Below are 16,126 nucleotides of genomic sequence, written 5' to 3'. Positions count from 1 at the left end.
ACACTGCATATCGTCGGCAGCGTCAGATGTGTATAAGAGACAGGGGTCATGCGGGTCCTCGGCGGCTGGGGGGCCGGGGGCCGGGGTTGCGGGCCCGGGGGTGGCGCGCGGGTCAGCGGCGGCGGCGGTGCAGGGCGAGGGCGGCGGCCGTGCCGCCGGCCAGGGCGCCGACCCCGGCGGCGGCCGGGATGCCGACCTTGGCCGCCTTGCGTCCGGTGCGGTAGTCGCGCAGCCGCCAGTCGCGGGCGCGGGCGTGCTTGCGCAGTTTGGTGTCCGGGTTGATCGCGTAGGGGTGGCCGACCAGCGAGAGCATCGGGATGTCGTTGTGCGAGTCGCTGTAGGCGGCGCAGCGGTCCAGGTCGAGGTCCTCGGCGGCGGCGAGGGCGCGGACGGCCTCGGCCTTGGCGGGGCCGTGCAGCGGTTCGCCGACGAGGCGGCCGGTGTAGACGCCGTCGACGGATTCGGCGACGGTGCCGAGGGCGCCGGTCAGGCCGAGCCGGCGGGCGATGATGGTGGCGGTCTCCACGGGGGCGGCGGTGACCAGCCAGACGCGCTGGCCGGCGTCCAGGTGTGCCTGGGCCAGGGCGCGGGTGCCGGGCCAGATGCGGTCGGCCATGTACTCGTCGTAGATCTCCTCGCCGATGGACATCAGCTCGGAGACGCGGTGGCCCTTGACGATGGACAGGGCGCTGTCGCGGGCGTCCTGCATGTGCTCGGGGTCCTCGACGCCGGCCAGCCGGAACCACGCCTGCTGCCAGGCGAACCGGGTGAGTTCGCGGCGCTCGAAGAACTTGCGCTTGTAGAGGCCGCGGCCGAAGTGGAAGATCGCGGCGCCCTGCATGACGGTGTTGTCGAGGTCGAAGAAGGCGGCGGCGCGGTCGTCCCCGGCGACCGGGAACGCGGGCTCCTCGGCTGCTTCGTCGGAGGTCCCGGTGAGGAGGGCGGCCTCGTCCTCCGCGACGGAGGTCTTGCGCGCTGCCTCGGCTGCTGCCTCGCCTGCCAGGACGCTCCGTGCGGTAGCGGAGCGCCTACGGGGTGTGAGCCATCCAAGTCCGGCCATGTCGTGAGCATAGCCAGTCCCTCGGTACCTGCCCGACCTGCCGTGATGCGGAGGCGTGAACGCTCGCCGTCGCGGCGGTGAACCGGGCGGCCGGCGACCGGCGTACGCGGGCCGGGGCCCGGGCGGGGCGGGCGCAGAATGGAGGGATGAGCCCTCTGCTGCGCCGTACGAAGAAGAAGCCCGCCGAGCGGGTGGTCACGTTGATCGGGAAGCCCGGCTGCCATCTGTGCGAGGACGCGCGGGCGGTGGTCGCCGCGGTCTGCGAGGAGACCGGTGCGGTGTGGACGGAGCGGGACATCACCGAGGACGAGGCGTTGTACAAGGAGTACTGGGAGCAGATCCCGGTGGTGCTGGTGGACGGCGAGCAGCACACGTTCTGGCGTGTGGATCCGGCGAGGCTGCGCACGGCACTGGGTGCGGACGCGAAACCCGGTTAACATTGCGGGCGTTTTGAGTGGCCTCGGGGGCGTAGTTGTGAGGAGCGTGTACTGCTTTGCCCCCTTCGAGGTCGCAACGGGCCGATGCGGTCGCCGGTTCCGGTGACACGCGGGGAATGTGCGTGACCCCGGTCACTTTGACCGGACAAAACGGACACAATCTTTGTGCACGCGTTCACAAAGGCATAGCCTGCATTCGACGGGGCGGTCTAGGGACACACGGCCGCCTGCAGCCCCGCTCATCCCGCAGGAGCACCGTGGCAACTGGCCGAACTCACCGACCGGCGACCCGTAGCCGAGGAATTCCCGAGGCCACCGTCGCCCGACTTCCGTTGTATCTACGCGCACTGACCGCGCTCTCCGAGCGTTCGGTCCCCACGGTCTCCTCCGAGGAGCTGGCCACGGCGGCCGGCGTCAACTCGGCGAAGCTGCGCAAGGACTTCAGCTACCTGGGGTCCTACGGCACCCGGGGTGTCGGGTACGACGTCGAGTATCTCGTGTACCAGATCTCGCGTGAGCTCGGGCTCACCCAGGACTGGCCGGTCGCGATCGTCGGCATCGGTAACCTCGGCGCCGCCCTCGCCAACTACGGCGGGTTCGCCTCCCGCGGCTTCCGCGTCGCCGCGCTGATCGACGCCGACCCCGCCATGGCCGGTACGCCGGTGGCCGGGATCCCCGTCCAGCACACCGACGACCTGGACCGGATCATCAGCGACAACGGTGTGTCCATCGGCGTCATCACCACCCCGCCCGGCGCGGCCCAGCAGGTCTGCGACCGGCTCGTCGCCGCCGGCGTGACCTCCATCCTGAACTTCGCGCCGACCGTCCTGTCGGTGCCCGAGGGCGTCGACGTGCGCAAGGTGGACCTCTCCATCGAGCTCCAGATCCTCGCGTTCCACGAGCAGCGCAAGGCCGGAGAGGACGCCTCCGGCGCGGACGAGGGCGCGCCCCCCATGCGCGCCACGCCCAACGGCCGGAAGGGACCCGACGGGGACATGCCCGCCGTGATGCCCGCATGAGCCTCCTCGTCGTCGGACTGAGCCACCGCAGCGCCCCCGTCTCCGTACTGGAGCGGGCGTCGCTCGCTGTCGAGACCCAGGCCAAGCTGCTCCAGGACACCCTCGCCGCGGAACCCGCGACCGAGGCCGCCGTGCTGGCCACCTGCAACCGCATCGAGCTGTACGCCGACGTGGACAAGTTCCACGCGGGCGTCGCCGAGCTGTCCACGCTGCTCGCCCAGCACAGCGGCGTCGGCCTGGACGAACTCACTCCGTATCTCTATGTGCACTACGAGGACCGGGCCGTCCACCACCTGTTCTCGGTCGCCTGCGGCCTGGACTCGATGGTCGTCGGCGAGGGGCAGATCCTCGGCCAGATCAAGGACGCCCTCGCGCGCGGCCAGGAGCTGCACACCGCCGGACGGCTGCTGAACGACCTGTTCCAGCAGGCCCTGCGGGTCGGCAAGCGCGCCCACAGCGAGACCGGGATCGACCGGGCCGGGCAGTCGCTCGTCACCTTCGGGCTCCAGCAGCTCGCCGCCGGGGCCGACCCCGAGCTGTGGGCCGGGGGCAAGCGCGCCCTGGTCATCGGCGCCGGCTCGATGTCCTCGCTGGCCGCCGCGACCCTCGCCCGGACCGGTGTCGCCGAGGTCGTCGTCGCCAACCGCACCCGCGCCCGCGCGGACCGCCTGGTGGAGATCCTCCAGCAGGGCGACGACACCGCCGTGCGCGCCCGCGCCGTCGAGATGTCCGCGGTGAACGACGAACTGACACGTGCCGACATCGTCGTCTCCTGCACCGGCGCCACCGGCCTCGTGCTCACCGCCGACGCCCTCGCGGACGCGCTCGGCACGACCCTGGACGCCGTCCCCGAGCAGCCGCGGCCCGCCTCGGTCACGCCGGCCCCCGACGACGTCGACCAGCACGCCGCCTGGGTGGAGAACGGCACCGCCGCCGCCTCCGCCGCGCAGGCCGCCCCGGCCGCCGCGCCGCGCCGCGTCACCGTGCCCGCCCAGTCGACCGGACCGGTCCGGCTCGCCCTCCTCGACCTCGCCATGCCGCGGGACATCGACGGCGCCGCCCACCGCATCGACGGTGTGCGCCTCGTCGACATCGAGTCGCTCGCGGAGGCGTCCGCCGACGCCCCGATGGCCGCCGATGTGGACCGGGTCCGCACCATCGTCTCCGACGAGGTGGCCGCCTTCGGCGCGGCCCAGCGCGCCGCGCACGTCGCCCCGACCGTGGTCGCCCTGCGCACCATGGCCGCCGGCGTCGTCGCGGGCGAGATCGCCCGGCTGGACGGCCGCCTCCCCGGCCTCGACGAGAAGCAGCGCGCCGAGATCGCCCAGACCGTGCGCCGCGTCGTCGACAAGCTCCTGCACGCGCCCACCGTGCGGGTCAAGCAGCTCGCCAGCGAGCCCGGCGGCGCCGGATACGCGGACGCGCTGCGAGAACTCTTCGACCTCGACCCGCAGACGGTCGCCGCCGTCTCCCGGGCAGACCTGAACGACCCGAATAGAGGGCGGTCATGACCGACAACTCATCCCCGGGCGCGCGGGGCACCGCGCCGCTCAGGCTGGGCACCCGGCGCTCCAAGCTCGCCATGGCCCAGTCCGGACACGTCGCCGAGGCGGTTCGCGAGGTGACCGGGCGCGCCGTCGAGCTCGTCGAGATCACCACGTACGGGGACACCTCGCGCGAGCACCTGGCGCAGATCGGCGGCACCGGTGTGTTCGTCGCGGCCCTGCGCGAGGCGCTGGCGCGCGGCGAGGTGGACTTCGCCGTCCACTCGCTCAAGGACCTGCCGACCAGCCAGCCCGACGACCTCGTGCTGGCCGCCGTGCCGCAGCGCGAGGACCCGCGCGACGCGCTCGTCGCCCGCGACGGACTGACCTTCGGGCAGCTCCCGCCCGGCGCCCGCGTCGGCACCGGTTCGCCGCGCCGCATGGCGCAGCTCAACGCGTACGCCCGCTCCCACGGCCTGCGGATCGAGACCGTCCCCATCCGGGGCAACGTCGACACGCGGATCGGGTTCGTGCGTGACGGGGAGCTCGACGCGGTGGTCCTCGCCGCCGCCGGGCTCAGCCGTCTCGGCCGCAGCGGTGAAGTCACCGACTTCCTGCCGGTCGACACCGTCCTGCCCGCTCCCGGCCAGGGAGCACTGGCGATCGAGTGCGCCGCGTCCAGCGTCGACCTCGCCGCCGCGCTCGCCGAGCTCGACGACCCCTACACCCGGGTCGCCGTGACCGCCGAGCGCGCCCTGCTCGCCGCCCTGGAGGCCGGCTGCTCCGCACCCGTGGGTGCGCTGGCCGACCTCCTGGTCGACGGACAGGTTGTCAACGAACTGCGCCTGCGCGGAGTCGTCGGTACGACCGACGGTTCCTCGCTGGTACAGCTGTCCACCACCGGTCCCGTCCCCACGTCGCACGACGACGCGGCGGCCCTCGGTCGCGAACTCGCGGCCGAGATGCTCGCCAAGGGTGCGGCCGGTCTTATGGGGGAGCGAGCACTTTGAGCCCCACCGGCCCCGCCGCATCCGACTTTCCGGCCCTGTCCGCCCAAGGGCAGGTCACCTTCCTCGGCGCCGGTCCCGGCGACCCGGGACTGCTGACCCTGCGCGCCGTCGAAGCGCTCGCGAGCGCGGACGTCCTTGTCGCCGAGCCCGATGTGCTCGACGTCGTGCGCGGCCATGCGCGGGCAGGCGTGAGCACCCCCGAGCTGCCGGTCGTTGACTCCTCGTCAACAACCGCCGGTGTACCCGTTCTCAGGGATGCCGCCAATCTTGTCATGGAGGCCGCGAAGGGCGGCAGGCGGGTGGTCCGTGCCGTCGCGGGCGACCCCGGTCTGGACGCCGACGCGGGCGCCGAGATGCTGGCCTGCGCCGCCGCCGGGGTGCCCTTCGAGGTCGTCCCGGGCATCGCGAACGCCGTCGGCGTGCCCGCGTACGCCGGGGTGCCGCTCCGTGACGAGCAGGGCGCGGACGTCCGCTTCGTCGACGCCCGTACCGCCTCCGACCGCTGCTGGAGCGAGGTCGGCGCGAGCGACGCGACCGCCGTCGTCTCCACCACGCTGGACGCGGTCGCGGCCGCCGCCGGCGAGCTGGTCTCGGCGGGCCGCAAGCCCGACACCCCGCTCACCGTGACGATCGCGGGCACCACCACCCGCCAGCGCACCTGGACGGCGACCCTCGGGACGATCGCCCAGGTCCTCAAGCAGGCCAAGGTGCTCCCGTCGCCCGAGGGCCACCGGCCGGTCATAGCCGTGGTCGGAGAGCGCAGCTCCGCCGCCCAGCGCGACCAGCTCGCGTGGTTCGAGTCGAAGCCGATGTTCGGCTGGAAGGTCCTCGTCCCCCGGACGAAGGAGCAGGCCGCGTCGCTCTCCGACCAGCTCCGCTCCTACGGCGCGGTGCCGCACGAGGTCCCGACGATCGCCGTCGAGCCGCCGCGTACGCCCCAGCAGATGGAGCGCGCGGTCAAGGGCCTGGTCACCGGCCGGTACGAGTGGATCGCCTTCACCAGCGTGAACGCGGTCAAGGCGGTCCGGGAGAAGTTCGAGGAGTACGGGCTCGACGCCCGCGCCTTCGCCGGGATCAAGGTCGCCGCGGTCGGCGAGCAGACCGCCCGCGCGCTGATCGACTTCGGCGTCAAGCCGGACCTGGTCCCCTCGGGCGAGCAGTCGGCGGCCGGGCTGCTGGAGGACTGGCCGCCCTACGACCCGGTCTTCGACCCGATCGACCGGGTGTTCCTGCCGCGCGCCGACATCGCCACCGAGACCCTGGTGGCCGGCCTCATCGAGCTGGGCTGGGAGGTCGACGACGTCACCGCGTACCGCACGGTCCGCGCCTCGCCGCCGCCGTCCGAGACCCGCGAGGCGATCAAGGGCGGCGGGTTCGACGCGGTCCTGTTCACCTCGTCCTCGACGGTGCGCAACCTGGTCGGGATCGCGGGCAAGCCGCACAACGTGACCGTGATCGCGTGCATCGGCCCGGCCACCGCGAAGACCGCCGAGGAGCACGGCCTGCGGGTCGACGTGCTGTCCCCGGAGCCGTCGGTGCACAAGCTCGCGGAGGCGCTGGCCGCCTTCGGCGCGCAGCGCCGGGACGCGGCGCGGGAGGCAGGCGACCCGGTGACCCGGCCGAGCGAGCGCCGTCCGGGCGCGCGCAGACGGCGGACGACGACGTAGCGGTACGCCTACGGGACGGACGGGCCCGGTCGCTTCGGCGGCCGGGCCCGCCGTCGTACCGGAGGGGGTCCACGGCCGTGCCGGAAGGGGATCACGGCCGTACAGGAGGGGATCTACGGCGTGCCGGAGGGGATCTACGGCCGTACCGGAGGGGATCTACGGCGTGCCGTGGCGCGGCGGGGTCTGCGGGGGTGCCCCGGGCCGTTCCGGTGCGGTTTTGCCGGTGCGGGTGTCGGTAAGACCGCGTCCCGTACGGGTCTATGGTCGAAGGATGACTGCGTACGGAAACTTCCCCGGCTCCCGCCCCCGGCGGCTGCGGACGACCCCGACGATGCGGCGGATGGTCGCCGAGACCCGGCTCGACCCCGCGAACCTGATCCTCCCCGCGTTCGTCCGGGAGGGCGTCGACGCCCCGGTCGCCATTTCGGCCATGCCCGGCGTGCACCAGCACACCCTGGACTCCCTGCGGAAGGCGGCCGTCGAGGCGGTCGGCGCCGGGGTCTCGGGGATCATGCTCTTCGGGGTGCCGGAGGACGGGAAGAAGGACGCCCGGGGCACGGTGGGCACCGACCCGGACGGGATTCTCCAGCTCGGTCTGCGCGCGGTCCGCGAGGAGGTCGGCGACGACCTCGTCGTCATGTCGGACCTGTGCCTGGACGAGTACACCGACCACGGCCACTGCGGGGTCCTGACGGCGGACGGCCGGGTGGACAACGACGCGACGCTGGAGCGGTACGCGGAGATGGCCCAGGTCCAGGCGGACGCCGGGGCGCATGTGGTCGGCCCGAGCGGGATGATGGACGGCCAGGTCGGCGTGGTCCGCGACGCCCTGGACCAGACCGGGCACGAGGACGTGTCGATCCTCGCCTACACCGTGAAGTACAGCTCGGCGTTCTACGGTCCCTTCCGCGAGGCGGTCGGCTCCTCGCTGACCGGCGACCGCAAGACCTACCAGCAGGACCCGGCCAACGCCCGCGAGTCGATGCGGGAGCTGGCGCTGGACCTGGCCGAGGGTGCGGACATGGTCATGGTGAAGCCCGCCGGACCGTATCTGGACGTCCTCGCCAAGGTCGCGGAGAGCGTGGACGTGCCGGTCGCGGCGTACCAGATCAGCGGTGAGTACGCGATGATCGAGGCCGCCGCCGAGAAGGGCTGGATCGACCGGGACAAGGCGATCCTGGAGAGCCTGACCGGGATCCGGCGGGCCGGGGCGCAGATGATCCTCACCTACTGGGCGACCGAGGCCGCCCAGTGGCTCGGGCGCGGCAGGGGCTGAGGCCCCGCGTGATCACGGCCCACCCGCTCCGGTCTCCTGGAGCCGGTGGGCCTCCTCGATGGAGAAGCGGGCGCTGTCCCGGACGAGCGGGTCCTCGTCGGCGCGGGCGGTGGTGTCGAGGACGGTGGCGACGACCGGGTCGTCGGTGTACGGCGCCAGGGACATCGCCGCGTACTGGCGGACCAGGTCCTCCTCCGGGTCGCGCAGCGCGGTGAGCAGGGCGCGGCCCGCTTCGTGGCGCAGTCCGGGGTCGGCCGGGGGCCACAGGCGCAGGACGGTGGCGCTCTCGACGCGGGCGAGGTCGTACTCGCGCGGGTCCGCTACGACCGAGACGAGGAACGGCAGCGCCTCGGTGTTGGCGTCGAGCTCGGTGATGATCTCCCGCTTGCGGTCGCTGCCGGCGGGGAGTGCGCGGAATTCGGCTATCAGGCGGTCGGCGGTTTCGGCGGCTGCCGAGACCTCCGTGGTCGTGAGGTTCGTGTCGTTCATGGGGGTGGACACTTTCTGTCAGGGCCAGTCGACCAGTGCCATGAATGCTACGAAAGTGACCACGACGGTGGCGGGCGCGGCGAGGGCCAGGACGAAGCGCCGGGGGGCGTAGCGGAGTCGGTGCGGGACGGCCCAGGTGGCGATCAGCACGGCCAGGGCGATGAGCAGGCCGATCCACAGGACGGTCCATCCGACGGTCCAGCTGTCGTGGAAGCGTTCGGCCACCGCGCCGTTGCAGGAGTCGCACTCCATGGGGGAGAGCGCCCCGTAGACCAGGGCGAGCAGCCCGAGCGGCACGGTCACCACCGAGGAGACCACCGGGGCGATCCACGCGTGGTCGTCGGGGGTCTCGTCAGGCGTCCTGTCGGGGGTCCCGCCGGGGGCCGGCGTCGCGGTGGGGGTGTCACCGGTGGGGGCGCTGCCGGAGGGGGTGTTGCCGGAGGGGGGTTCGTCCTTGCTCGGGTCGTCGCTGGTGTGCTCGCTCATGAGGACGAGTCAACCTTCGGCGGTGGCCTCCGGCATGAGTACGGGGGCTCAGCCGCGTCCGGCGGGCCCGGTGGAGGGCCACCGGGCCCGGCCTCAGCCGGCGGCGGGCCGGTCGGCGCGGGCCTCCGCCCAGGCGCGGGCGTCGGCGAGCTCGCCTTCGGTGAGAACCGGGCGGACCTGGGCCGGGTAGCGCAGGATGTGGTGGTCGCGGGCCGCCTTCAGGCCGATCGCGCGGGCCGCGTCGGTGAGCCGGGGGTCGTCCGCCACCTCCTGGGCGCGCCGCCACCAGCTGTGGCTGCGCGGGTCGATCGCGTAGTGCCAGAGCGGCTGCGCGGGATCGGCCACGCCGATCAGGACGCGGTGCAGGACGTACTCCCGTACGGCCGGATCTCCGATCAGCCGTTCCGCGACGTGCAGCGGGTGCGTGGCGTCGAGCCGGGCGCGGAGCAGCACCCATGTCATCAGGTGCCCGGTGTCGTGCCCGTCGGAGACGATGAACTCCCACAGCTCGGCGGCCTTCGCCTCGTCGGGCGCGCCGAGGTGGGTCAGCAGCCGGACCGGGTTCTTCCACAGCGGCTTGGGCTTCGCCCACCAGGCCAGCAGATCGGCCGCGGCCGGATGCTCCAGGTCGAGGGCGAGGCAGGTGAGGGTGGTCAGGGGGTGGCGCCACTCGGTGTAGGTGGTGCGGTACTGCTTGGTCAGCTCCTTCTTCCAGCGCGGCAGCAGCGCTTCGAGGTCGTCGCGGCCGGCCTCGCCGTGGGCGTACAGCAGCTCCAGGCAGAAGGCGATGCCCTGGATGCCGGTGGACGGGTCGGCCAGCCGGCCCCGCAGCCAGCGGACGTCGGCGGGGGAGAGCGTGCGGTAGTGGTGGTAGAGGTCGCAGAGGCCGCCCTCGTACCCGGTCAGGTCGGGGCCGGTGCCGGCGAGGAGGTCGTCGCGGGCGGCCTCGTACCGTTCGACGGCGGCGAGGGCGTCGGCCGCCTCGGCGGCGGGGAGCCGGCCCGCCGCCTCGCGGACCCGTTCCACCGTGTCCCGGGCCGCCGCCGCGGCGGCGACGCGCAGGGGGCGGGGCAGCCGGTCGTCCGTGGCGTACCGGACGGTGGCGAGGAGGGGGAGGGCGGCGTCGGCCGGGGCGCCCCGGCCGGTGACCGTGGGCCGCGCCCCGGTGGCGGCTTCGGCGGTGTGCGGGGCGTCGGTGGCGGCGGTTCGTCGGTCGTCGGCCTCGGCCGTGCGGAGCGCCTCGGCCTCGGCGGTGCGCCGGTCTTCGGCTTCGGCGGTGCGCAGGGCGTCGAGCAGGGCGGTCTGCGTGGTCTCGGGGGCGGTGTGCGCGGTCAGTTCGCCGGAGAGCGTACGGGCGGCCAGGTGCGGGTCCGGTTCGCGCAGGGCGCGGTGGGTGCGGTACCAGCCGCGCACGGCGGAGCCGTTCCCGGAGAGCGCCCAGGCCCGCAGCAACTCCAGTGAGCGCGGGGAGGGGTGCGCGGCGAGGACGTACGACGCCTCGGGGCCGAGGGCGGCGGCGACGTCCCAGGAGTCGGGGTGCTCCTGGCGCAGCAGCGCGTGCAGGACGGGGGCCCAGCCGGACCAGGCCGCGAGCCGTCCGGCGTACGCCTCCCGCCAGGCGACCAGGAGGCGGCCCGTCTCGTCCGGGGTCAGCGCCTGCCGGTGCTCCAGCGGGGAGACGAAGCGGGCGGCGGCGGTGAGGTCGGGGGCAGTGAGGTCAGTGGCGGCGGGCTCTTCCGGGGATGCGGTGGTGGCGGCCGGGGTGTCTGTGGCGGGAGCGGTGGCCGGGAGGTCTGTGGCGTCCGTGGCGGGGGCGTCCGTGCCTTCCGCGGCGGGGCGTTCGCCGGGGAGGAGGTCCCACAGGCGGTCGTGGAGCCAGCGCTCCTCGGCGGGGGTCGGCGCCGCGTACTCCACGGCCTCGGCCGTCCGCAGGCTCGGGGTGTCGAGGCGGGCGAGGAGCTGGCGCACGCCGGCGGCGTCCTCGGGGTCGGGCAGCCCGTCGCCGTCCACGGCCGTGACCCGGTCCAGCCGGAACGCGCCCTGCGGCCCGCCGTTGACGATCCGGTAGCCGTCCGGGCCGTCCCCGAGACCGGCTGTCACGGTGGCGTGGTCGCCGCCCCAGTGCAGGTACAGCTCGCCGGTCAGGTCGCCGTCGCGGTCGAAGGCGTCGTGGGACTGCCAGTGCCAGTACGCGAAGGAGGCGTCGGTGGAGATGCCCCGGACCGCGAACATCTCCGCCGCGTCCTCATGGCCGTCCGACTGCGTGTAGCGGCTGCGGTTCGGCGGCGGCAGGACGGCGAACCGGTCGCCGCCCAGGGTGCGCCACCACGCCTTGATCCTGCTGAGGTCCGACCGCTGCCGGGCCGCGCGCTTGGTGTCCGTACCCATCGTGTCCTGTCCGTCCTGTCCGTCCCGACCTGTGGTGCCCGGGGCCGTGGCGTCCGGCCCCGCTGTCCCGTCCACCGCGGCAGCCCGCGGCCCTGGCCCGCTCAGTCCCACCAGAACGACCAGGCGTCCTGGTCGAGCACGGCCTTCTCCGCGTACGCGTCGAGGTCGTACGGAGGGGACTGGTCGATGTTGTCCGGGCAGAACGCGTAGTGCTCGGCGGCGAGGGCGCGGGCCTCCTCCATCGTGGCGGGCGGGCGTCCCACGGAGACGATCATCGTGTCGAAGCCGAGCACCACGACGCGGGCGTCGTACCGGTCCTCCCAGGAGCGGAGCACCGCGCAGAGCCGGGCCACGTCGTTCTCGTGGTTCACCGCGCCCGTCCAGCCGATCGCCGCCGGTATGTCGGCGCTGCGGCGGGCCGGGACCAGCGCCATGCGGGTCCCGCCGAGCCACAGGTCCGCGTCGCCGGCGACGACGGCCACGATGCCCGCCGCAGCGGTGTCCGGGTCCTCGGCGGTCTCCCGCGCGGGGACGGGCGCGAGACCGGGCCAGGCTCCGGCGCTTCCGCTTCCGCTTCCGGTTTCGGTCCCGCTTCCGGTTTCGGGCTCCCCGCTCGCTCCGTCGCCCGGTTCGCCGCTCGCTCCGTCCGCCGGTGCGGCGTCGCCCAGCTCGTCGTCCGCGTAGTCCGTCCAGTAGCCCGCGAGGACCTCCTCGGGGTCGTGGTCGCCGGGGTACGACGCGCTGTCGGGGGAGAGGTCCCACGCCTCGGGCCACTGGTCGCGCTGCCCGCCCGTGACCAGCACCGGCAGCAGGCCGACCCTGCGGCCGGCCGCCCGCAGCCCCGCCCAGTCGCCCTGGTCGGCCGCGCCGTCCGCGTACCAGAGCAGGGGCTCGTGCCAGGGGCCGTCCAGCGTGGCGTCCACCAGGGAGCCGGGCGGGAGATCCAGCCCGGCGGCGGCCGGGTCGGGCAGGGGATTCGGAAGCGTCGCCATGGTGGGGAGCCTAAGCGGGGGCACTGACAGTGCCCGGACCGCTGCCCGGGGTGGTGGTCCGGGAGGCCGTCGGCGGTGCCCGGATGGGTCTTTTTCGGACAGGCGCCCCATCCGGTGGTCGGGCGGTCCGGCGTTCGCGTGCGGTGGGGTGTGCACGTCGAGCAGCCGCCTCGGACAGGGATGCTGACAATGCGACGTGCCCAAGGGGCCTAAAGCTGGTGCAGGGCGAGGTTGGCTCGTTAATGATGTCGGGATGAGTTTGTTCGTCGATGATCCCTCCCGTCTCGGAACCACCCTCCTCTCCGACGGGAGGGTGCTCGGCTGGGCCGAGTGGGGGCCCGAGGACGGGTTGCCCGTGCTGCTCTCGCCCGGGGCCGGAACCAGCCGGTGGCTCGGGATCGGGTCCGGGGCCGTCGAGACGGAGGGCGTGCGGCTGGTCTCGGTGGACCGCCCCGGGCTGGGGGTCTCCACGCCCGCGCCCGACCGGGACTTCGCCGACTTCGTCGCCGACGTACGGGAGTTGACCGAGGTGCGGGGACTGGGACCGCGCCCCGCCATGCTCGGCAACTCGCAGGGCGCCCCCTTCGCCCTCGCCTGCGCGGCGGCCGGCGCCGTCTCCGCGCTGGCGCTCGTCTCGCCCGCCGACGAGGTCGCCGCCCCGGAGTTCGCCGACGCCCTGCCCGACGAACTGCGGGGCCTGGTCGCCCGGGTGGCGGAGGACCCGGTCGGCGCGGAGAAGGTGTTCGCCGGGTTCGACGCGGACGCGATGCGGCGGATGGTGCTGGCCGGGAGCCCGGCGAGCGACCTGACCGTGTACGAGGACCCCGGCTTCGCCGCCGCCTACGGGCGCGCCCTCGACGAGGGGTTCACACAGGGGGCGGGCGCCGGGTACGCCCGGGACACCGTCCTGGCGATGAGCCGGTGGCCCATCGACCTCGGCGCGATCACCGTCCCGGTCGAGGTCTGGTTCGGCGAGGAGGACACCTCCCACTCGCCCGACCTCGGCCTCCGGCTCGTCTCCCGTATCCCCGGTGCGCGGCGCACGGTCGTGCCGGGCGTCGGCGGCGCGCTGCTCTGGGCCGCCGCCGAGCCGATTCTGGCGTCGCTGGCGGAGACCGTACGGCCGGACGAGCCGGAGGAGCGGGACTGGCGGGAGGAGTGGGCCCGGCGCGAGGAGCGGGGCCGCCGCGAGAGACCGGGCGCCGGCCGGCCGTGACCGGTGCGGCGGGGCGGGGGCCGGGGGCGTTCCCGCTGGCTCACCGGCCCACCGGCCTGTTCATGGCGGGACGCTCTCACCGGTTCACCGACTCACCGGCTCACCGGCTCACCGGCTCACCGGCTCACCCGCTCACCGGGGTGTTCCTCACGGGGTCTCGGTGGTGGGGCGCGGTGAGGTGTCGGCCGGTGAGGTGTCCTCCGGCGCGCCGCCGTCCGGTGCGAGGTCGCCGGGGAGCAGCGGGCGCATGAAGGTGCGTTCGTAGCGCAGGACGCAGCCGCTCTCGTCCCGGATGCGGTCCGCCGCGATGAACTCCGGGTCCCGGCCGAAGAGCCCCCGGTACTCCTCGTACGCCGCCAGGCTCGGAAAGCTGAACAGGGCCAGGGCCTCGTCGCTCGCGCCCTCGGCCGGGAGGAAGTAGCCGTGGTGCGTGCCGCCGTGGGCCTGCACCAGCTCCATCCAGCGCCGGCCGAACCGCTCGAAGGCCGCGATCTTCTTCGGGTCGATGGTGTACCGCACGACGCAGGTGATCATGCGGCCAGGCTAGGACATGCCCCAGGGCGTTCGGGGGCCGCCGGAAACGCTTTGGACAAGGGGCGGGGTGATCGGGGACGCTTCGCGCGATGACGAGAATCGATGACACCCCGCCCGCGTGGGACGAACGCACGCAGCTCACGACGTTCCTCGACTACGCGCGGGGCACCACCCGCGCCAAGTGCGAGGGGATCTCCGGAGAGAACGCCCGCAAGGCGCTCCTGCCCGGCTCGCCCCTGATGACCGTGAGCGGCATCGTCAACCACCTCCGCTGGGTCGAGTACTACTGGTTCCAGGTGATCTTCCTCGGCGAGGAGGACCTGGCTCCGATGACCGACGAGGACCCCGACCGCGAGATGCGGATCGCGGTCGACTTCCCGCTCACGCAACTGCTCGACGCGTACGCCGAGCAGAGCGCCCGCTACCGCGAACTGGTCGCCGCGAACGACCTGGACAAGCGGGCCCGGGGGACCATCCGCAACGGACTCCACGTCGACCTTCGCTGGATCCTCCTCCACCTCACCGAGGAGACCGCCCGCCACAACGGGCACCTGGACATCCTGCGCGAGATGCTCGACGGCTCGACCGGAGAGTAGGCCGGGGAGGGGAAGCGAACCGTCTGCGTAGGGTGCCGGCATGTCACTGAGTCGCATGGTTCTCTCGTCGGGACGCTCGATCCGGCTCACCGAGGTACGGATGTCTTCGACCTACGGGGGGACGCTGGAGGGCTACCCGTGCAAGCGCGTCAACGACTGGAGGGTCAGCCGCCTCCAGCGGGATGCCGAGCGCGCTTTCCCCTCCGCGCCGGTCCATCTCGTTCCGCCCACCCGCCAGTACCCGGACGAGGCTCCAGGCGGTCTCGGTCCCGTTGAGGTGCTGCCCTCAGTGGCTTGCGTCGGTGTCTTCGCATCCACGGCGCTCGATCCGGCCATGGACGGTTCCTCCCTCGTCGTCGCCTGGTTCCAGTCGGCACCGGAGGTACCGGCGGGCGAGGACGCCGATCACACGCTTCGCGGCATTCCGTGGGACGGACTGGCCCAGGACTACGCGTTGTAGCCGCGTGGTGGATCGATGTTGTTGACAGGATCGCCCGCGGCGTAGAGGTAGGGGTTCTTTTCCTGGCCGGAGGGGGGCGGGGTGGTGAAGCGGCCGATGTTGGGGTCGTAGTAGCGGGCCGCGAAGTGGTACAGGCCGGTGGGGTCCTGGTAGCCGCCCGCGAAGCGGTAGGGCTGAAGGACCTATGCGCTTGTGGCGGCGTCGAGCGATGCTCCTTTCGGCCCGAAAGTGGCCGCGCCTCGGCTCTTGACCGGGACTTGATGCCGGTGCTGGCGATGCCCCGGCCAAGGTTCACTTGGCCGAGGCATCGCCAGAGCCGCCTACGAGAATCTAACGACTTTCACTGTAAAATCTCACTCTTCCTTCAAGGCGTCCGAGTCCGCAGAGGGATTTTATCAGCGAATTTGCTGGACCTATTTATGTTTTGCTCGAGGCTTGAGCGCTACGATGACGAGGCCGCCGATTGCTCCTGCGGCTCCAAAAATCAAAGCCGCTTGCAGAGCTGTTCCGTCGAGCACGCCCAGCAGTACGGCAAGAGTGCCGATGATGGCCGCCGTCGCCGCCGTTCCGATGACGGTTAGAAGCTTTTTCTGTGCCCCACTGCCAGTCATTTTTTTCCTGCCTCGAGTTAACCGAATATGGCAGATCCGATGGGTCCGCTCAGCCCGCCGAGCAGGCCTCCGATGGCACCATTTTCCCGTTCTGCCTGATTGCCGCCGGCGATAGTTGCACCTGCACCACCTGCACCCGCACCCCACAAAGCCGCTGTCACAGCGCCTGCAGCTATGCAACCAACGCCCACAGTGCCGGCACATACCACCCCGACCGTGGCTACCGCGGCGGCCCCTGCGATGGTGCCTGCGACTACTCCAACCCCGTCGGCGAAGCTGAAGAGTCCGGTGGGGTCGATGCGGTTGACGGGGTCGCCTGCGGCGTAGAGGTAGGGGTTCTTTTCCTGGCCGGAGGGGTCGGGGGTGGTGAAGCGGCCGATGTTGGGGTCGTAGTAGCGGGC

The 16,126-nt window shown here is 72.9% G+C and carries 17 protein-coding genes and 1 pseudogene; 9 read left to right on the top strand and 9 right to left on the bottom strand.

What is annotated here, in order from left to right:
• Positions 1 to 112: 112 nt before the first annotated feature.
• Positions 113 to 1,060, bottom strand: coding sequence for an HAD family hydrolase (locus tag IF19_RS0133630; protein ID WP_030118604.1), 948 nt, complete (start codon positions 1,058 to 1,060; stop codon positions 113 to 115).
• Between the two features lie 146 nt (positions 1,061 to 1,206).
• On the opposite strand from IF19_RS0133630, the gene IF19_RS0133625 reads away from it, so the two are divergent.
• From IF19_RS0133625 to hemB, 6 genes are all read left to right on the top strand, one after another.
• The gene (locus IF19_RS0133625; protein ID WP_030118605.1) at positions 1,207 to 1,497 is read left to right on the top strand and encodes a glutaredoxin family protein; all 291 of its coding nucleotides are present in this window, start codon (positions 1,207 to 1,209) and stop codon (positions 1,495 to 1,497) included.
• Between the two features lie 257 nt (positions 1,498 to 1,754).
• Positions 1,755 to 2,516, top strand: a complete 762-nt coding sequence (locus tag IF19_RS0133620; protein ID WP_030118606.1) for a redox-sensing transcriptional repressor Rex — start codon at positions 1,755 to 1,757, stop codon at positions 2,514 to 2,516.
• The gene (locus tag IF19_RS0133615) at positions 2,513 to 4,027 is read left to right on the top strand and encodes a glutamyl-tRNA reductase (protein ID WP_030118607.1); all 1,515 of its coding nucleotides are present in this window, start codon (positions 2,513 to 2,515) and stop codon (positions 4,025 to 4,027) included. Before IF19_RS0133620 ends, IF19_RS0133615 begins: the two co-directional genes overlap by 4 nt.
• Positions 4,024 to 5,010 carry a hydroxymethylbilane synthase gene (hemC, locus tag IF19_RS0133610; protein WP_030118608.1) on the top strand — a complete coding sequence of 329 codons (987 nt, stop codon included), beginning with the start codon at positions 4,024 to 4,026 and terminating at the stop codon, positions 5,008 to 5,010. Before IF19_RS0133615 ends, hemC begins: the two co-directional genes overlap by 4 nt.
• Entirely contained in the window at positions 5,007 to 6,677 is a 1,671-nt protein-coding gene (locus tag IF19_RS0133605) for a bifunctional uroporphyrinogen-III C-methyltransferase/uroporphyrinogen-III synthase (protein WP_030118609.1), read from the top strand. The genes hemC and IF19_RS0133605 overlap by 4 nt, the downstream gene beginning before the upstream one ends.
• 271 nt (positions 6,678 to 6,948) lie before the next feature.
• On the top strand, positions 6,949 to 7,953 hold the full coding sequence (gene hemB / locus IF19_RS0133600) for a porphobilinogen synthase (RefSeq protein WP_030118610.1): 1,005 nt from the start codon (positions 6,949 to 6,951) through the stop codon (positions 7,951 to 7,953).
• Positions 7,954 to 7,965: 12 nt separating this feature from the next.
• Here the strand turns inward: hemB and IF19_RS0133595 are convergent, their stop codons facing one another.
• From IF19_RS0133595 to IF19_RS0133580, 4 genes are all read right to left on the bottom strand, one after another.
• Complete coding sequence (locus IF19_RS0133595) at positions 7,966 to 8,442, bottom strand: hypothetical protein (RefSeq protein WP_030118611.1); 477 nt, start codon at positions 8,440 to 8,442, stop codon at positions 7,966 to 7,968.
• Between the two features lie 18 nt (positions 8,443 to 8,460).
• Positions 8,461 to 8,928 carry a hypothetical protein gene (locus IF19_RS0133590; RefSeq protein ID WP_234313307.1) on the bottom strand — a complete coding sequence of 156 codons (468 nt, stop codon included), beginning with the start codon at positions 8,926 to 8,928 and terminating at the stop codon, positions 8,461 to 8,463.
• Between the two features lie 93 nt (positions 8,929 to 9,021).
• Positions 9,022 to 11,316: a serine/threonine-protein kinase gene (locus tag IF19_RS0133585; RefSeq protein WP_030278085.1), complete on the bottom strand. Its 2,295-nt coding sequence runs from the start codon at positions 11,314 to 11,316 to the stop codon at positions 9,022 to 9,024.
• Between the two features lie 101 nt (positions 11,317 to 11,417).
• Positions 11,418 to 12,308: a DUF4253 domain-containing protein gene (locus tag IF19_RS0133580; protein WP_030278084.1), complete on the bottom strand. Its 891-nt coding sequence runs from the start codon at positions 12,306 to 12,308 to the stop codon at positions 11,418 to 11,420.
• Between the two features lie 253 nt (positions 12,309 to 12,561).
• Here IF19_RS0133580 and IF19_RS0133575 point away from each other — a divergent pair, with 253 nt between their 5' ends.
• The gene (locus tag IF19_RS0133575) at positions 12,562 to 13,524 is read left to right on the top strand and encodes an alpha/beta fold hydrolase (RefSeq protein ID WP_050494070.1); all 963 of its coding nucleotides are present in this window, start codon (positions 12,562 to 12,564) and stop codon (positions 13,522 to 13,524) included.
• 147 nt (positions 13,525 to 13,671) lie between these two features.
• On the opposite strand, the gene IF19_RS0133570 is transcribed toward IF19_RS0133575, so the two are convergent.
• Positions 13,672 to 14,058, bottom strand: a complete 387-nt coding sequence (locus IF19_RS0133570; RefSeq protein WP_050491162.1) for an NIPSNAP family protein — start codon at positions 14,056 to 14,058, stop codon at positions 13,672 to 13,674.
• A gap of 89 nt (positions 14,059 to 14,147) precedes the next feature.
• Here IF19_RS0133570 and IF19_RS0133565 point away from each other — a divergent pair, with 89 nt between their 5' ends.
• Positions 14,148 to 14,654: a DinB family protein gene (locus IF19_RS0133565; protein ID WP_030118619.1), complete on the top strand. Its 507-nt coding sequence runs from the start codon at positions 14,148 to 14,150 to the stop codon at positions 14,652 to 14,654.
• Between the two features lie 40 nt (positions 14,655 to 14,694).
• The gene (locus IF19_RS0133560; protein WP_030118620.1) at positions 14,695 to 15,114 is read left to right on the top strand and encodes a hypothetical protein; all 420 of its coding nucleotides are present in this window, start codon (positions 14,695 to 14,697) and stop codon (positions 15,112 to 15,114) included.
• Here the strand turns inward: IF19_RS0133560 and IF19_RS1000000136705 are convergent.
• The 3 genes and pseudogenes from IF19_RS1000000136705 to IF19_RS1000000138580 form a co-directional block, all read right to left on the bottom strand.
• Positions 15,102 to 15,296: pseudogene (locus tag IF19_RS1000000136705) on the bottom strand (RHS repeat-associated core domain-containing protein); the annotation flags it as partial. The gene IF19_RS0133560 and the pseudogene IF19_RS1000000136705 sit on opposite strands and share 13 nt — an antisense overlap.
• A gap of 231 nt (positions 15,297 to 15,527) precedes the next feature.
• On the bottom strand, positions 15,528 to 15,725 hold the full coding sequence (locus IF19_RS1000000137510) for a hypothetical protein (protein WP_128647749.1): 198 nt from the start codon (positions 15,723 to 15,725) through the stop codon (positions 15,528 to 15,530).
• A gap of 17 nt (positions 15,726 to 15,742) precedes the next feature.
• A partial coding sequence (locus IF19_RS1000000138580; protein ID WP_234313306.1) for an RHS repeat-associated core domain-containing protein occupies positions 15,743 to 16,126 on the bottom strand: 384 nt, incomplete at its 5' end.

Source organism: Streptomyces californicus (assembly GCF_000717645.1).
Taxonomy (GTDB): domain Bacteria; phylum Actinomycetota; class Actinomycetes; order Streptomycetales; family Streptomycetaceae; genus Streptomyces; species Streptomyces californicus.
This window is presented reverse-complemented; position numbering and strand designations above follow the sequence as displayed.

Coding starts and splice junctions, on each gene's coding strand:
- IF19_RS0133630 (WP_030118604.1), bottom strand. CDS start 1,060: ATGGCCGGACTTGGATGGCTCACACCCCGTAGGCGCTCCGCTACCGCA.
- IF19_RS0133625 (WP_030118605.1), top strand. CDS start 1,207: ATGAGCCCTCTGCTGCGCCGTACGAAGAAGAAGCCCGCCGAGCGGGTG.
- IF19_RS0133615 (WP_030118607.1), top strand. CDS start 2,513: ATGAGCCTCCTCGTCGTCGGACTGAGCCACCGCAGCGCCCCCGTCTCC.
- hemC (WP_030118608.1), top strand. CDS start 4,024: ATGACCGACAACTCATCCCCGGGCGCGCGGGGCACCGCGCCGCTCAGG.
- hemB (WP_030118610.1), top strand. CDS start 6,949: ATGACTGCGTACGGAAACTTCCCCGGCTCCCGCCCCCGGCGGCTGCGG.
- IF19_RS0133595 (WP_030118611.1), bottom strand. CDS start 8,442: ATGAACGACACGAACCTCACGACCACGGAGGTCTCGGCAGCCGCCGAA.
- IF19_RS0133590 (WP_234313307.1), bottom strand. CDS start 8,928: ATGAGCGAGCACACCAGCGACGACCCGAGCAAGGACGAACCCCCCTCC.
- IF19_RS0133585 (WP_030278085.1), bottom strand. CDS start 11,316: ATGGGTACGGACACCAAGCGCGCGGCCCGGCAGCGGTCGGACCTCAGC.
- IF19_RS0133580 (WP_030278084.1), bottom strand. CDS start 12,308: ATGGCGACGCTTCCGAATCCCCTGCCCGACCCGGCCGCCGCCGGGCTG.
- IF19_RS0133575 (WP_050494070.1), top strand. CDS start 12,562: ATGAGTTTGTTCGTCGATGATCCCTCCCGTCTCGGAACCACCCTCCTC.
- IF19_RS0133570 (WP_050491162.1), bottom strand. CDS start 14,058: ATGATCACCTGCGTCGTGCGGTACACCATCGACCCGAAGAAGATCGCG.
- IF19_RS0133565 (WP_030118619.1), top strand. CDS start 14,148: ATGACGAGAATCGATGACACCCCGCCCGCGTGGGACGAACGCACGCAG.
- IF19_RS0133560 (WP_030118620.1), top strand. CDS start 14,695: ATGTCACTGAGTCGCATGGTTCTCTCGTCGGGACGCTCGATCCGGCTC.
- IF19_RS1000000137510 (WP_128647749.1), bottom strand. CDS start 15,725: ATGACTGGCAGTGGGGCACAGAAAAAGCTTCTAACCGTCATCGGAACG.